The sequence below is a fragment of the Pseudomonas fluvialis genome, assembly GCF_002234375.1.
GTDB classification, from domain to species: Bacteria; Pseudomonadota; Gammaproteobacteria; order Pseudomonadales; family Pseudomonadaceae; genus Aquipseudomonas; species Aquipseudomonas fluvialis.
Genome location: NZ_NMQV01000018.1, coordinates 1 through 16102, shown reverse-complemented (window position 1 = coordinate 16102; position 16102 = coordinate 1). Strand labels below are relative to the sequence as shown.

The following is a 16102-nucleotide window of genomic DNA, read 5'->3' as shown; positions in this document are numbered from 1 at the left end:
CATATCGCTCATGAAGAAGGTTGCAATTCTGTCCTACGAAGGCTGTTGGGGCATGGGGGTATTCTCTGCAACGGATTTTTTCCGCATCGTCGCCTTGCTTGAGCAGCATCTGGGCCTGGCACAAACCTATGCGGTCAAAGTGCTTTCCTCGGACGGTGCGGAGGTTTGTGCGGCCAGTGGCCACATGATCCAGCCCGATGCCGCCATAAGCGATGCGGACGACTACGATCTGCTGATCATTCCCCCGGTTGAGGGGGTACGCCTTGCTGCGGGCTTTACTCCCGAGCCTAATGTGCTGGCCTGGCTTACCGCTCGCCAACGGGGCGGAGCCCGCCTGCTGGCAATGACCACCGGAGTTTGCTTTGTGGCAGCGGCAGGTCTTGCCGAAAATCGGCTGCTGGCTACGCACTGGGCTTATGTACGGCAGCTGAAGAAGTGCTACCCCGCCTGCCAATTTATCCCCCAGCAGTCCTTCCTGCAGGCTGGCGATATCTGGAGCACGGGGACACTGAACGGTGGTTTCGATGCCCTGCTGGAGATCCTGGCCCAGGAGCGTGGTGATCAGTTTGCACAATTGTGCGCCACTCATCTGCTGGTCTCGGCGCCCGAACGTCTCAACCCCATTCTTCCCGGCCATCGCAATCACTGTGACGAAGCGATTCTCAGGCTGCAGGACTGGATCGAATCGCATCATGCCGAAGCCATCACCATCGAGCGCATGGGGCATGAAGTGGGGCTGGCTGAGCGCACACTGAAACGCCGCTTCCAGCAGGCCACTCGGCTTTCCCCCAACCTCTATGTGCAAAAAGTGCGAATCGACAAAGCCAAGAAGCTGCTTCTGGCGAGCAATCTGTCGGTCAAGGCCATTGCTTATGAAGTGGGCTATGAAAACGCAAGTTTCTTCGTGCGACTGTTCAAAACCCACGTAGGACAGACGCCTGCAGAATGGCGAAAGTGCGAGTCAATACTCACGCCTTAGCAGTTAACCCTACTGTTCTCCCCTGAATGGCTGCTTCTCCGCCACTCACCCCCGTACGTCGCCTAAACAGCCCAGACTGTGACATCCGCGCCATTGCAGTTGTCCACAGACCGTGGCGCGACGTTCAGCGCCTGTTACGGGAGTGCTGTCATGGCCAAGAAATTTCCTGTCAACCCGCCCCATCCCGAGCGTATCTGCTGGGGCTGTGATCGCTATTGTCCGGCCGATGCGCTGGCCTGTGGCAATGGTACGGACCGCACCCAGCACCCAGCGGAAACCTTCGGCGCGGACTGGGCCGAGGCCTGGGGCGTGGAGACGCCGCCGGCTAAAGACCCGGAGGAATGACCAGGCCCTTGCGCCGGTAGGCTTCGATGTCGATGCCGAAGGCGCCGCTGCCATGGATTTCGCGGATACGGTAGGCGCGGCCGGCCGGGTCGCGGTCGCCACGCGCCAGGTCGACAATCCGCTCGCGGCAGTGCTGCTGCTGGGCGTCCAGCACGACCAGCACGCGCGGCTTGAGTTTGCTCTGTGGGTCGCAGCCGATGACGATGCCGACTTCGCCATTGCTGAATTCGGCAATCTCGCCGGGCGGGTAGATGCCGATCATGCGGATGAAATGGCCTACCAGTTCTTCGTCGAAGTGGGTGTTGGCGGCATCCAGCAGGATGCGCAGGGATTCCAGGCTGGAGCGCCCCTTGCTGTAGATGCGGTCGCTGTTGATCGCGTCGTAGCTGTCGACCACCGCCACCAGCTTGGCGAAATAGGGAATGCGGCTGGCATCCAGCCCGCGCGGGTAACCGCGGCCATCCAGGCGCTCGTGATGGGTGTAGGCCACGTCGACCGTGGCGGCGGTGACCTGCTGGTTGCTCATCAGCAGTTTGCGCCCCTCGCTGGCGTGGCTTTGCATGATGCGCAGCTCTTCGCTGGTCAGTGCTCCGGGCTTGTTGAGAATGGCGCTGGGCACCTTGATCTTGCCCACGTCATGCAACATGCCGCAAACCCCAAGCTGTTCCAGCTGGTAGGCCGGCAGGCCCAGCTCGCGCCCCAGGGCAATGGAGAGGATGGCCACGCGCAGCGAGTGTTCGGCGGTGTAGTCGTCGCTGTTCTTGATGCGCGCCAGCCAGAGCATGGCCGACGGGTTGCTGAGGATGCTGTCGACACACGCCTTGACCACCGTCTTGACGGCCGCCACGTCGAGCTCCTGGCCCAGCTTGACCGCCTGCAGGATGCGCAACGATTCCTCGCGGGCGGCATGCCAGACCGGCGCAGCCTGGTCGACCGCCTGGTTGAACTCGACCTTGGCGATCTGCGCCTGAAGCGGCGCCTGTTGCGCGGCATTTTCCAGCGCCTGCTCGCTACTGCTTTGCGTACGGCGGGCATCCACCCACACATAGGCGCAGGCTTCCTGGAGCAGGCGGATTTCCTCGGCCTGGCGGATACGGAAGCCCTGGTAAAGGAAGTTGGTATGCGTCCAGGGGCGATCCAGCTCGACCACGAACATGCCGATCTGCAACTGGCTGGTGTCGACCTTGAGGCGGTCGTTGCGTACATCATCGCCCATCAAGGCAACTCCAGGGGGTATCGTGGGGCGGCATGAAAGCAGCCTTGTCCACACACGGCCAATGGCTTTTTCCTATGGGCGGCGAGGTGCTTTGCAATAGTCAGTCTAGCAGCCGCGAGCACTGGGCAGCGGCTACCCGCAGCGGCACAATCGCTGTTTTGTTGCCCAGGAAAAGCACCGATGAAACGCCTGTTGCTGTCTGCCCTGCTGTTGCTCGTCGCCCTGCTCGGGCTGGCAGCTTATTACCTGGCCGACAAGCAGCCGCTGCGCGACGGACGGTTGCGCATGCCTGGCCTGCAGGCGACGGTAGAGGTGCGCTACGACGAGCGCGGGGTGCCGCATATCCGTGCGCAGAACGACGCCGACCTGTACCGGGCGCTGGGCTTCGTGCATGCCCAGGACCGCCTGTTCCAGATGGAGATGCTGCGCCGCCTGGCCAATGGCGAGCTGGCCGAGGTGTTCGGCGCGGCACTGCTGGATACCGACCGGCTGTTCCGCACCCTGCGCCTGCGCCAGCACGCCCGCCAGTACGTGGCGCGCAGCGACCAGCAGAGCCCGGCCTTCCTGGCGTTGCAGGCCTATCTGGAGGGGGTCAACCACTACCAGGCGAGCCGCCCGGCACCGCTGGAGTTCGACCTGCTCGGCCTGGAGCCGCGCCCGTTCAGCGCCGAGGACAGCCTGGCCATCGCCGGCTACATGGCCTACAGCTTCGCCGCCGCGCTGCGCAGCGAGCCGTTGCTCACGCATATCCGCGACCAGCTGGGCGCCGCTTACCTGGCGCCATTCATGGAAAACACCGCGAGCAGCGCCGCCCTGCCGCTGACAGAAGGCGACTGGCACGACCTGCAGCAACTGGCCAGCCTGAGCCTGAACAGCCTGGCGCAAAGCGGCCTGCCGCAGTTCGAGGGCAGCAACGCCTGGGCCATCGCCGGCACCCATACGGCCAGCGGCAAGCCGCTGCTGGCCGGTGACCCGCACATTCGCTTTGCCGCGCCGGCGGTGTGGTACGAAGCGCACCTGAGCAGCCCGGGCCTGGAACTCTATGGCCACTTCCAGGCGCTCAACCCGCACGCCCTGCTGGGGTTCAACCAGCGCTTCGCCTGGAGCATCACCATGTTCCAGAACGATGACCTCGACCTGATCGCCGAGCGGCGCAACCCGGACAACCCGCTGCAGGTCTGGCATGCAGGGCGCTGGGTGGACCTGCAGGTCGAGCAGGAGACCATCCTGGTCAAGGACGCCGCGCCACACCGCCTCACCCTGTACCGTTCGCCCAACGGCCCGCTGATCAACGCGGCGCTGCCCAACCCCCAGGGCGACACGCCGCTGGCCATGTGGTGGGCCTTTCTGGAAAGCGACAACCCGCTGCTCGACGCTTTCTACCAGCTCAACCGCGCCGACAGCCTGCCGCGCGCCGAAGCCGCTGCTGCGCTGATCGGTGCACCGGGGCTGAACCTGGTGTGGGCCAGTGCCGACGGCGATATCGCTTGGTGGGCGGCGGCGCACCTGCCGCGCCGCCCGGCCGGCGTCGACCCGGCGTTCATCCTCGATGCCAGCCGTGGCGAGGCCCGCAAGGACGGTTTCCTGCCGTTCAGCGCCAATCCCCAGGAGGTCAACCCGCCACGCGGCTATGTGCTGTCGGCCAACCAGGCGCCGCAGGATGTAGCCGTGCCCGGCTACTACAACCTCGCCGACCGCGCCGCGCAGCTCGACCGCCAGCTGCGCCAGCCCGGCGTGCGCTGGGACCTGCAGAACAGCCAGGCGCTGCAACTGGACAGCGCCAGCGGCTACCCGCAGCGGGTGCTGGCCAGCCTGCTCGACACCCTGCGTGCGACAGCCAGCGCCGATGAACAGGCCCTGGTCGAGGAACTGGCCCGCTGGGACGGCAGCCATACGCTCGACTCGCGCGCCGCAGTGCTGTTCAACCAGCTGCTCTACCAGCTGACCCGGGAAATCCTCCATGACGAGCTGGGCGACGCCTTCTTCGACAACCTGCTGCAGACCCGGGTGATCGACAGCGCCCTGCCGCGCCTGCTGGCCGACCCGCTCAGCCCCTGGTGGGACCGCCGCGACACGGCAAGCCGCGAGACGCCGCCGGAGATCATCGTCCGGGCCTGGCGCGCCAGCCTGGCGCATCTCGATGCGCAGCTCGGCCCGCGCAGCGACTGGCAGTGGGGGCAGGCCCATCGCCTCAGCCACCCGCACCCGCTGGGGGTCAAGGCCCCCTTGAGCTGGCTGTTCAATGTCGGCCCGTTCCCTGCCCCCGGCGGTCACGAAACCCCCAACAACCTCTCGCACAAGCTCGGCCCGGCGCCCTGGCCGGTGGTCTACGGGCCATCCACGCGGCGCCTGATCGACCTGGCCGACAGCCATACGGCACTCGGCATTAACCCGCTCGGACAAACTGGCGTGCGCTTCGACCGGCATTACCGCGACCAGGCCAGCGACTACCTGGAGGGGCGCTACCAACCCATGCACAGCAGCCCGCAGGCCATCCGCCAGCACAGTCGCGGCCTGTTGCTGCTAGAGCCGGCCGCCCCCTGAGCACGGCGCGCCAGCAGCGCGTAAAATGCCCGCCCCACTCAGCAGGCCCAGCACATGACTCCAGACGTTCTCGCCACCTTGCAGCAGCACCTGTTGCAGTGCCTCGCCTCGCCGCCCAGCGAGGTGCGCCGCCTGCTGCACGGCCGCGGGCGCTGCTGGCCGGGGCTGGAACAGCTAACCGTGGACTGGCTGCAGGGCACGCTGCTGGTCTGCCTGTACCGCGACCCCGGCGCGGCGGCACTGGCCGCGCTGCAGGACAGCCTGCACGCGCTGACCCGCCAGCCACAGTGGGCCAGCAGCGGCGCCGAGCGCCTGCTCCTGCAGTTGCGCTACCTGGCCGACAGCCCGGCGCTGTGGCTGCACGGCACGCCCGTGCAACAGTGCCAGGTCAGCGAGCAGGGCCTGCACTATCTGCTCGACCTGGGCAGCAAGCAGAACAACGGCCTGTTCCTCGATATGCGCCTGGGCCGCCAGTGGGTGCGCGAGCAGGCCGCCGGACGCCGGGTACTCAACCTGTTCGCCTACACCTGTGGCTTTTCCGTGGCGGCGCTGGCCGGCGGCGCGCAGCAGGTGGTCAACCTGGACATGGCCCGCGCCGCGCTCAGCCGGGGCCGCGACAACCACCGGCTGAACGGCCAGCCTCTGGAGCGGGTGAGTTTTCTCGGCCATGAGCTGTTCCGCTCCTGGGGCAAGCTGCGCAAGCTCGGCCCCTACGACCTGATCATCATCGACCCGCCGAGCCTGCAGAAAGGCAGCTTCGTACTCAGCCAGGACTACCCCCGCGTACTGCGCCGGCTGCCCGAACTGCTCGCCCCGCAGGGCCTGGTGCTGGCCTGCGTGAACGCCCCGGAAGTCGGCACTGAGTTTCTCCTGCACAGCATGGCCGAGGCCGCGCCCAGCCTGCAGTTCGTGCAGCGCCTGGACAATCCGCCGGAGTTCGCTGACCGCGACCCGCAGTGCGCGCTGAAGGCCATGGTGTTCCAGGCCCCCGCGGCACAGGGATGACGTATGCTGTGCCGGCGGCGACCGGCAAGGAATCCAAGATGCACGACGACGAGGCACTCACGCCCGGTTTCATGGTGATCCATGGCAACCACCTGGAAGCATTGCGCGAACTGGCGCTGACCTGGATGCGCCGCTACCCCTTGCATCCCCTGGAAAACGAAGTGCTGCTGGTGCAGAGCAACGGCATTGCCCAGTGGCTCAAGCAGGCCCTCGCCGAAGACCGCGCCGGCATTGCCGCCGCCGTGCAGGTCGAGCTGCCGGCACGCTTTCTCTGGCAGACCTACCGCAACGTGCTGGGCAGCGCGAGCATTGCCCGCCAGTCGCCGCTGGACAAGGCGCCGCTGACCTGGCGGCTGATGCGCCTGCTGCCCGGCCTGCTGGATGAGCCGTGTTTCGCCCCGCTGCGACGCTTTCTCGCCGATGACCAGGACCTGCGCAAGCGCCACCAGCTGGCCGAGCGGCTGGCCGACCTGTTCGACCAGTACCAGGTGTATCGCGCCGACTGGCTGCAGGACTGGGCTGCCGGGCGCGACCAGCTGCATACCTCGCGCCAGGGCATCCGCCCGCTGGATGCCGATTCACGCTGGCAGGCGGCACTCTGGCGGGCCCTGCTCGCCGATGTCGGCAGCGCCGAGCTGGCGGCCAGCCGCGCCGGTGTCCATCCACGCTTCATCGCCCAGCTAGCCGACCTGCAGGAGCGCCCGGCGGGCTTGCCGCGCCGTGTGCTGGTATTCGGCATCTCTTCGCTGCCGGCACAGATGGTCGAGGCGCTGGCCGCGCTGTCGCGCTTCAGCCAGGTGCTGCTGTGCGTCCACAACCCCTGCCAGCACTACTGGGGCGACATCGTTGCCGACAAGGACCTGCTGCGCCACGCCTACCGCCGCCAGCTGCAACGCCCGGCCAGCGGGGTCGGCCACCCTCTGCTCGCCGCCTGGGGCAAGCAGGGCCGTGACTACATCAACCTGCTCGACCGCTATGACGAGCCGGACGCCTACCGCGCGCACTTCAGCGCCTGCGGGCAGCGCATCGACCTGTTCAGTGCCGGTGACTGCAGCCATCTGCTCGGCCAGTTGCAGGACGACATCCTCAACCTGCGCAGCCTTGCCGAAAGCCGCGCGCAGTGGCCGGCGGTCTGCCCGGACACTGACCATTCGCTGCGCTTTCACCTGGCGCACAGCGCCCAGCGCGAAGTGGAAATCCTCCACGACCAGCTGCTCGCCCGCTTTGCCGCCGACCCCAGCCTGCGCCCGCGCGACATCATCGTCATGCTGCCGGACATCGACAGCTACGCCGCGTCGATCCAGGCGGTGTTCGGCCAGTACGAGCGCCACGACCCGCGCTACATTCCCTTCACCCTGGCCGACCAGCAGGCGCGCGGCCAGGAGCCGCTGCTGATCGCCCTGGAACACCTGCTGCGCCTGCCCGACAGTCGCCTGGGGGTCAGCGAAGTGCTCGACCTGCTCGACGTGCCGGCGCTGCGCGCCCGCTTCGCCATCGCCGAGGCTGACCTGGCGACCCTGCAGCGCTGGATTCGCGGCGCCGGCATCCGCTGGGGCCTGGACGCCCGGCGACGTGCCGAGCGCGGCCTGCCCGAAGGGCTGGAGCAGAACACCTGGCGCTTCGGCCTGCGCCGCATGCTCCTCGGCTATGCCGTGGGCCAGGGCCAGGCGTATGGCGAGATCGAGCCCTACGACGAGATCGGCGGGCTGGACGCCGTGCTGATCGGCCCGCTGCTGCAACTGCTCGACACCCTCGACCAGCTGCACCAGCAACTGGCCCAGGCGCAGCCCGCCAGCGCCTGGGGGCAGTGCCTCGGCCAGCTGCTGGATAACTGCTTCAGCGCCCAGGACGAGCACGACCAGGGCTTGCTGCTCAAGCTGCGCCAGGCCCTCGAAGACTGGCTGGAGCTGACCACGGCAGTGCAGCTGGACGAGCCGCTGCCGCTGGCCGTGGTCCGCGAGGCCTGGCTGGGCCTGCTCGAGCAGGGCAAGCTCGGCCAGCGCTTCCTCAGCGGCGCCGTGAATTTCTGCACGCTGATGCCCATGCGCGCCATCCCCTTCCGGGTGGTCTGCCTGCTCGGCATGAACGATGGCGACTACCCGCGCAGCACCCTGCGCCTGGACTTTGATCTGATGGCCGGCGACTACCGCCCAGGCGACCGCTCGCGCCGCGAAGACGACCGCTACCTGCTCCTCGAAGCCCTGCTGGCGGCCCGTGAGCAGCTGTACATCAGCTGGGTCGGACGGAGCATTCGCGACAACAGCGAACGCCCGCCGTCGGTGCTGATCGGCCAGCTGCGCGACCACCTGCAGAATGCCTGGCGGCTTGACGGCAGCGGCGAGTTGCTCGACGCGCTGACCCAGGAGCATCCGCTGCAACCCTTCAGCCGGCGCTATTTCAATGGCAGCGACGCCGGCCTGTTCAGCCATGCCCACGAGTGGGCGGCGCTCTACCAGCCGGCCAGCGCAGTCACCGACGACGCACTGCCGCCGAGCGAGCAGGACACCCTGAGTCCCGAGCAGCTGCAGGCATTCCTGCGCGATCCGGTGAAGTATTTCTTCAACCAGCGGCTCAAGGTGTTCCTCGACGAGCAACGCCAGGACCTCAGCGACGACGAGCCCTTCCTGCTCGACGGTCTGCAGCAACACCAGCTGCACAGCCACCTCCTGCAGGTCGCCAGCCAGGCACTGGAACAGGGGCCGCAGGCCGTACAGCAGGCGCTCGCCGAGCAGGCCGCCGTTCTGCAACGCAGCGGCCTGCTGCCGCTGGCCGGTTTTGGCGAGCAATTGCGCGAACAGCTGCAGGCCCGCCTGCCCGAGCAACTGGCCCGTTACCAGGCGCTCTGCCAGGCCTGGCCACAGCGTGAGGACAGTGCCCGCCCGCTGCACCTGGACGTTCCCCCGCTCAGCCTGCAGGGCTGGCTGAGCGGCCTGCGCGGACGCAGCGACGATGCGCAACTGGCGCGCATCGAACTGCAGGCCGGCGGTCTGGCACGCGGCAAGCAATGGAAATGGCATCGCCTGCTGCGCCCCTGGGTCACGCATGTGCTGGCCTGCGCGCAGGGCCTGCCCCTGCACAGCCTGCTGGTCGCCGAGGATGTCAGCCTGCTCGCCGAGCCGCTGCCGAGCGACGCGGCCCGCGCGCAACTGCACGACTGGCTGCAGGCCTGGCAACAGGGCCTGCAGCAACCCCTGCCGGTGGCCATCAACAGCGCCATAGCCTGGCTGCAGGCCGATGCGCCGGACAAGGCGCAGGCGGCCGCGCAACAAGCCTACGAAGGCGGCTACCAGCTGACCGGCGAGTGCCAGCAGAGCGCCTGCCTGGCACGCCACTACCCGGACTTCGCCGCGCTGACCGCCAGCGGTGAGTTTGCCGGGCTGGCGACGAGCCTCTACCAGCGGCTGGGCAGCGCCTTCCGGGTTATCGACGAGCACCGCGAGGAGCACCCATGAGCGCCGCCCGTCCCCTCGCCCTGGATTTTCCGCTGTATGGCAGCCGGCTCATCGAAGCCAGCGCCGGCACCGGCAAGACTTACACCATCTCCGCCCTGTACCTGCGCCTGGTGCTCGGGCATGGCGGCGCGCAGGCGTTCGCCCGGCCGCTGCTGCCCCCGGAAATCCTCGTGGTGACCTTCACCGACGCCGCCACCCGCGAGCTGCGTGAACGTATCCGCAACCGCCTGGTGGAGGCGGCGCAGGCCTTCCGCGACGAGCAGGCCGGCGACCCGCTGCTGCGTCTGCTGCGCGCCGATTATCCACGCGAGGCCTGGGCCGACTGCGCGCAACGCCTGGACAGCGCCGCCCAGTGGATGGACGAGGCGGCCATCTCGACCATTCACAGTTGGTGCCAGCGCATGCTGCGCGAGCATGCCTTCGACAGCGGCAGCCTGTTCACCCAGCAGTTGCAGACCGACCACAGCGAGCTGCTCGCCGAGGTGGTGCGCGACTACTGGCGCCTGCACTGCTACCCGTTGCACGGCCAGACCTTGCAGTGGGTGATGCAGGCCTGGGGCAGCCCGGATGGCTTGCGGGCGGCGCTGCAGGCGCTGCTCGACGAGGCCGGCGCGGCGCCGCAGCAGTCGCTGCACAGCCTGCTGGAGGCCACCCTGAGCGAGCAGCAGCAGGCCCTTGCCGAGCTCAAGGCGCCCTGGTCGCAGTGGGTCGATGAGCTGCAGCAACTGCTCGACCAGGCGGTGGCCGACAAGCAGGTCGATGCCCGCAAGCTGCGTGCCCAGTACTACCAGCCCTGGCTGGATCGCCTGCGCGACTGGGCGCAGGGTGAGGCGCGCGAACTGCGCCTGGATACCGGCTTCAAGCGCCTCACCCCGCAGGGCCTGGCCGAGGTGTGGAAACAGGGCGAGCCACCGGCGCACCCGGCGCTGGATGCGCTGAGCCACCTGCCGGCACGCCTGCAGGCGCTGGCCGGCCCGCACCGCCAGGCCCTGCAGCACGCGGCGGCCTGGGTGTGCGCAGGCTTTGCCGAAGCCAAGCGGCAGCGGGCGGAAATGGGCTTCGACGACATGCTCAGCCGCCTCGACCAGGCTTTGCACGGCGACAACGGCCAGCGCCTGGCCGAGCTGATCGGCCGGCAGTTTCCGGTGGCGCTGATCGACGAATTCCAGGACACCGACCCGCTGCAATATCGCCTGTTCGCCCGCGTCTACCCGCTGCACGACACACAGGCCGAGCGCGGCCTGTTGCTGATCGGTGATCCCAAGCAGGCGATCTACGCCTTCCGCGGTGCGGACATCCACACCTACCTGCGCGCACGGGCTGCCACCACAGGCCGGCATTACCACCTGGATACCAACTACCGCTCCAGCGAGGCCATGGTCGAGGCGGTCAACCGGCTGTTTCTCGCCGCCGAACAGCGCCCGGACAGCCGGGGCGCCTTCCTGTTCCGCAACGGCGCCGACAACCCGCTGCCCTTCCAGCCGGTCAAGGCCGAGGGTCGCCGCGAAATCTGGCAGGTCGAGGGGCAGACCCCAGCCGCGCTGCAACTGCGCCTGTGGCCCAGCGAGCAGCCACTGAGTGCCGGTAAGTACCGCCAGGCGCTGGCCGAGAGTGCCGCCAGCGAAATCACCCGGCTGCTCAACCTGGCACGCCAGGGGCAGGCCGGCTTTCTCCGCGACGGGCAGCTGCACGCCCTGCAGCCCAGCGACATTGCCGTGCTGGTACGCGACCTCAAGGAAGCCCAGGCCATTCGCCGCGCCCTGGCCGCCCGTCAGGTACGCAGTGTCTACCTGTCGGACAAGGACTCGGTGTTCGCCAGCCCGGAAGCCGGCGACCTGCTGCTGTGGCTGCGCGCCTGCGCCGAGCCGGACCAGGAGCGCCTGCTGCGCGCCGCGCTGGCCAGCCGCACCCTCGGCCTGTCGCTGAGCAACCTGGAGCAACTCAATCAGGATGAGCAGCAGTGGGAAGCGCGCGTCATGCAGTTCCGCGACTATCGCCAGCGCTGGCAACGCCAGGGCGTGCTGCCGATGTTGCGCCAGTTGCTGCATGACTTCGCCCTGCCACAACAACTGATGCGCCGCAGTGACGGCGAACGGGTATTGACCAACCTGCTGCACCTGGCCGAGCTGCTGCAGCGTGCCGCCCGCGAACTGGATGGCGAACAGGCCTTGCTGCGCCACCTGCAGGAGCTGCTGGCCGGCCAGGCTGGCAACGCCGATGAACAGGTGCTGCGCCTGGAAAGCGACGAAGCGCTGGTACGCGTGGTGACCATCCACAAGTCCAAGGGTCTGGAATACCCGCTGGTATTTCTGCCGTTCATCTGCAGCTTCCGCGCCGTCGACGCCCGCCAGCCGGTGTACCTGCACGATGGCGAACAGCGCCGTCTGCAACTGGACGTGAATGATGAGGTGTTGCAAGAAGCCGATCAGCAACGCCTCGCCGAAGACCTGCGCCTGCTCTACGTCGCCCTGACCCGCGCTCGGCACAGTTGCTGGCTGGGCATTGCCGACATCACCCAGGGCAACGCCAGGGGCTCGCGCCTGGAACGCTCGGCGCTCGGCTACCTGCTGGGCGGTGGAGCCCGCCTGGACAACAGCAGCCAGTTGCTCGACTGGCTGCAGGCGCAGCAGGCCCTGCCGTATTGCGACCTGCAGAACGCCCCGCCGCCCAATGACCGTCCGCTGCAACAGCACGGCGCGACGCTGCCCGACCTGCACTGGCGCGTACCGCCGCGCGCGGCGGCCGAACACTGGTGGATTGCCTCCTACAGTGCCCTGCACTACCACGAGGAAACACCCGGCAGTGCGCTGGCCGCCGACAGCGCACGCGAGGAAAAGGCCCGTGATCTGCACCAGCCGGCCAGTCCTGCACAGCCGGGCGGCCGCGCGGGTAGCCTGCATGCCTTCCCGCGCGGCCCCAACCCCGGCACCTTCCTCCATGGCCTGCTGGAGATGGCGGCCGAGGAAGGCTTTGCCCAGCTCGCCGGGCAACCCGGGCAGTTGCGCGAACTGATCGCCCGGCGCTGCCAGCTGCGTGACCTGCAAGCCTGGATCGACCCGCTCAGCGACTGGCTGCTGGCCCTGCTGCAGCGTCCACAGGCATTGCCCGGCGGCGCGCAGGTCGCACTCTGCCAACTGCAACACTACCAGGCCGAGCTGGAGTTCTGGCTGGCCGTGCAGCAGGTCGAGGTGCAGCAACTGGATACCCTGGTGCGCCAGTACATCCTGCCCGGCGAACCACGCCCGGCGCTCAGCCGCGAGCGCCTCAACGGCCTGTTCAAGGGCTTCATCGACCTGGTGTTCGAACACCAGGGACGCTATTACCTGGCCGACTACAAATCCAACTGGCTGGGCGAGGACGACAGCGCCTATAGCCCGCAAGCCATGCAGGCGTGCATCCTCGAACAGCGCTACGACCTGCAATACGCGCTCTACCTGCTGGCCCTGCACCGCCAGTTGCAGCTGCGCCTGCCCGACTACCAGTACGCGCAGCACATGGGGGGCGCGCTCTATCTGTTCCTGCGTGGCCAGGCAGCGCCAAGCCAGGGGCTGTTTCTCGACCGACCGCCGCAAGCCCTGCTCGATGCCCTGGATGAGCTGTTTCGTGGCCAGCACAAGGAGCGCAGCCGATGAGTCAACAACTGTCCCTGCTGTCTGCCCATGACCCGGCACTGCACGACCGCCAGGCCATGCTGGCGCTGCTCGGCAGCTGGCAGGGCGAGGGCTGGCTGCGTGTACTGGACGTCGCGCTGGCGCGTTTCTGTGTGGAACTGGACCCGCACAGCCCGCCACTGCTGTTGCTCGGTGCGGCGCTGAGCAGCCTGCAACTCGGTCACGGCCATGTCTGCCTGGACCTGGCCGCCTGCCTGGCCGAACCGGGCCTCGGGCTGTCGGTCAATCCCTCCGCCAGCACACTGCCGCCGGCCCGCCTGCTGCAACAGATCAGCCTCGACGACTGGCTGAGCAGCCTGCAGCAGAGCCCCCTGGCCGGTACGGCAGAGGCCGGCAACAGCCCGCTGGTACTGGATGGCCAGCGCCTCTACCTGCGCCGCTACTGGAACTACGAGCAGACTGTGGCCGAGCAGATCGCCGCCCGCCTGCCCCGCCAGCAGGCCCTCCCCGCAACCTTCTCCATGCGTCTGCAGGAGCTGTTCAGCAGCCCGCCCGAGCAACACGGCAAACGCCTCTGCGACTGGCAGAAAGTGGCCTGCGCGCTGGCGGCACGCAGTGCCTTCAGCCTGATCACTGGTGGGCCGGGTACCGGCAAGACCACCAGCGTGGTGCGCCTGCTGGCCCTGCTCCAGGAAGCCGCCCTGCAAGCCGGCCAGCCATTGCGCATCCAGCTGGCCGCACCGACCGGCAAAGCCGCGGCGCGTCTCAGCGAATCTATCGGCGCCCAGGTCGCCGCCTTGCCGGTCAGCGAGGCGGTGCGCGAACTGATCCCGCGCGTGGTCACCACCCTGCATCGCCTGCTCGGCAGCTTGCCGGACACTCGGCATTTCCGTCATCACGCTGGCAATCCGCTGGCGCTGGATGTCCTGGTCGTCGATGAAGCCTCGATGATCGACCTGGAAATGATGGCCTGCCTGCTCGATGCCCTGCCCGCCACTGCCCGCCTGATCCTGCTCGGAGACAAGGACCAGCTGGCATCCGTGGAAGCCGGCGCACTGCTCGGCGACCTGTGTCGCGATGCCGAACACGGCTACTACGCCGCCGACCTGCAGCACTGGCTGGAGCAGGTCAGTGGCGAACGACTGGACGATCCGCAACTGCGCCCTGGCAGCGCCCAGGCCCAACCGCTGGCCCAGCACACCCTGATGCTGCGTCACTCACGGCGCTTTGCCGGCCACTCCGGCATTGGCCAGTTGGCGCGCGCCGTCAATCAGGGCAATGCTGCAGACGCACGGCAGATCCTCGCCAGCCCAGCCGCAGACCTGCAGGTGTTGCGCCTGCACGGCAGCCAGCAGCAGGCACTCGCACAGCTGTTGCTGGATGGCCATGGCGCGGCGCTTGGCTATGCCCATTACCTGCAGGTCATGCAGCAGCAGCGTCCGTCTGTCGAGACAGCTGACCAGCCCTCCGCCTGGCTGCACTGGGCACGCCAGGTGCTGGCGGCCTTCGAGCAGTTCCAGTTGCTCTGCGCACTGCGCCAGGGCCCGTGGGGCGTGGAAGGTCTGAACACGCAGATTGCCGCTGCGCTGCTGCAGCGCGGCCTGCTGGACAGCGACCAGGGTTGGTACGAGGGGCGGCCGGTCATGGTTACGCGCAATGACTACAACCTCGGGCTGATGAATGGCGACATCGGTATCGCCCTGTGTATGCCGGACAGCACAACCCCGTCACGCCAGGTGTTGCGCGTAGTGTTTCCACGCAACGACGGCCAGCAGGGACTGCGCATTGTCCTGCCCAGCCGGCTGAGTGCCGTGGAAACCGTATATGCGATGACCGTGCATAAATCCCAGGGCTCCGAGTTCGCCCACTGCGCCCTGCTGCTGCCCGACACGCTCAACCCGGTACTGACCCGCGAGCTGATCTATACCGGGATCACCCGTGCCCGTGAGCACTTCACGCTGATCGAGAGCCATCCGGCAGTCTTCGAGCAGGCCATCCAGCGCCGCGTACAACGCCACAGTGGCCTGCTCGACGCACTGCGCCAGGCTACAGCGGCAACAATTGCCGCTGGCTGAGGAAATGCCGGGGTAGCCCGCTGAGCGGATCGTCGAAATGCAGGCTGCGGGCCAGCAACTGCAACGGCTGGGTGAAGTCATCTGCGTCGTGTGCCTGCAACTGCGGGTACAGCGGATCATGGCGCAAGGGTGCGCCAAGCGCCGCCATCTGCACGCGTAGCTGGTGTTTGCGGCCGGTTTGCGGCTGCAGTCGATAACGCCAGTAGGCGCTACCCCGCTCCAGTACCTGCAGCGTTGTCCAGGCATTGGCCGGCCCACTGACCGCCTGCATACGAAAGAACGGCTCGCCCGGCTGCAGGCAATGCGCCGCCTGATAAGGCCAGGCCAGCCCTGGCAAAGGGCCGGCAACGGCTTCATAGACCTTGTGCATACGTTGCTGACGAAACAGCGACAGGTAGGCATCTCGGCTGCTTCGTTGGCAGGACAGCAGCATGACGCCTGCGGTCAAGCGATCCAGACGATGCAGCGGCACCAGCTCGGGCAGCTGCAGTTGCCTCTGCAAGCGACGCAGCACGGTCTGCTCGACCCACTGGCCGGCCGGTGCCACCGCCAGGAAATGCGGCTTGTCGACCACCAGCAAGTGCTCGTCGTGGTGCAGGATCTCCACCGCAAAGGGAATCTCCCGCTCATTGACTACTTCGCGGAAATACTCAACGCGCATGCCTTCGCGATAGGGGCTATCCACAGCCAGTGGCTGCCCCTGAAAAAGCACCTTGCCTTGCTGCAGACGAGCCAGCCAGGTGGCGCGATCCACCCCAGGCAGCACGTCACACAAGCCGTCGAGTAGCGAACGCCAAGGGCCGGCCGGCAAGTGCAGATGACTAGCGCCAATCAGGGGGGACTCAGACATGCTCTTTTCCCGCGCACAAAGAAGA

9 protein-coding genes are annotated in these 16102 nt (G+C 67.5%); 7 read left to right on the top strand and 2 right to left on the bottom strand.

Annotated features, from left to right (window positions below; translation table 11 throughout):
* Positions 1-10: 10 nt before the first annotated feature.
* Both CFY91_RS09830 and CFY91_RS09825 read left to right on the top strand, forming a co-directional pair.
* The gene (locus CFY91_RS09830; RefSeq protein ID WP_093986180.1) at positions 11-979 is read left to right on the top strand and encodes a GlxA family transcriptional regulator; all 969 of its coding nucleotides are present in this window, start codon (positions 11-13) and stop codon (positions 977-979) included.
* A 150-nt stretch (positions 980-1129) separates the two neighbouring features.
* Positions 1130-1324, top strand: coding sequence for a DUF3079 domain-containing protein (locus CFY91_RS09825; protein ID WP_093986179.1), 195 nt, complete (start codon positions 1130-1132; stop codon positions 1322-1324).
* On the opposite strand, the gene CFY91_RS09820 is transcribed toward CFY91_RS09825, so the two are convergent.
* Positions 1305-2540 carry an HD-GYP domain-containing protein gene (locus CFY91_RS09820; protein WP_093986178.1) on the bottom strand — a complete coding sequence of 412 codons (1236 nt, stop codon included), beginning with the start codon at positions 2538-2540 and terminating at the stop codon, positions 1305-1307. The two genes, CFY91_RS09825 and CFY91_RS09820, sit on opposite strands and share 20 nt — an antisense overlap.
* A gap of 180 nt (positions 2541-2720) precedes the next feature.
* On the opposite strand from CFY91_RS09820, the gene CFY91_RS09815 reads away from it, so the two are divergent.
* From CFY91_RS09815 to recD, 5 genes are read left to right on the top strand one after another with little or no spacing between them, the layout of a single operon-like run.
* Positions 2721-5084, top strand: coding sequence for a penicillin acylase family protein (locus tag CFY91_RS09815; protein WP_093986177.1), 2364 nt, complete (start codon positions 2721-2723; stop codon positions 5082-5084).
* Between the two features lie 54 nt (positions 5085-5138).
* Positions 5139-6089 carry a class I SAM-dependent methyltransferase gene (locus CFY91_RS09810; protein WP_093986176.1) on the top strand — a complete coding sequence of 317 codons (951 nt, stop codon included), beginning with the start codon at positions 5139-5141 and terminating at the stop codon, positions 6087-6089.
* Between the two features lie 38 nt (positions 6090-6127).
* A complete protein-coding gene (gene recC / locus CFY91_RS09805) occupies positions 6128-9541 on the top strand; it encodes an exodeoxyribonuclease V subunit gamma (protein WP_093986175.1) in 3414 nt (1137 codons plus the stop codon).
* A complete protein-coding gene (gene recB / locus CFY91_RS09800) occupies positions 9538-13173 on the top strand; it encodes an exodeoxyribonuclease V subunit beta (protein ID WP_093986174.1) in 3636 nt (1211 codons plus the stop codon). The genes recC and recB overlap by 4 nt, the downstream gene beginning before the upstream one ends.
* Positions 13170-15227: an exodeoxyribonuclease V subunit alpha gene (recD, locus tag CFY91_RS09795; RefSeq protein ID WP_093986173.1), complete on the top strand. Its 2058-nt coding sequence runs from the start codon at positions 13170-13172 to the stop codon at positions 15225-15227. The genes recB and recD overlap by 4 nt, the downstream gene beginning before the upstream one ends.
* Here the strand turns inward: recD and CFY91_RS09790 are convergent.
* Positions 15199-16077: a pseudouridine synthase gene (locus tag CFY91_RS09790; protein ID WP_093986172.1), complete on the bottom strand. Its 879-nt coding sequence runs from the start codon at positions 16075-16077 to the stop codon at positions 15199-15201. The two genes, recD and CFY91_RS09790, sit on opposite strands and share 29 nt — an antisense overlap.
* Positions 16078-16102 lie beyond the last annotated feature (25 nt).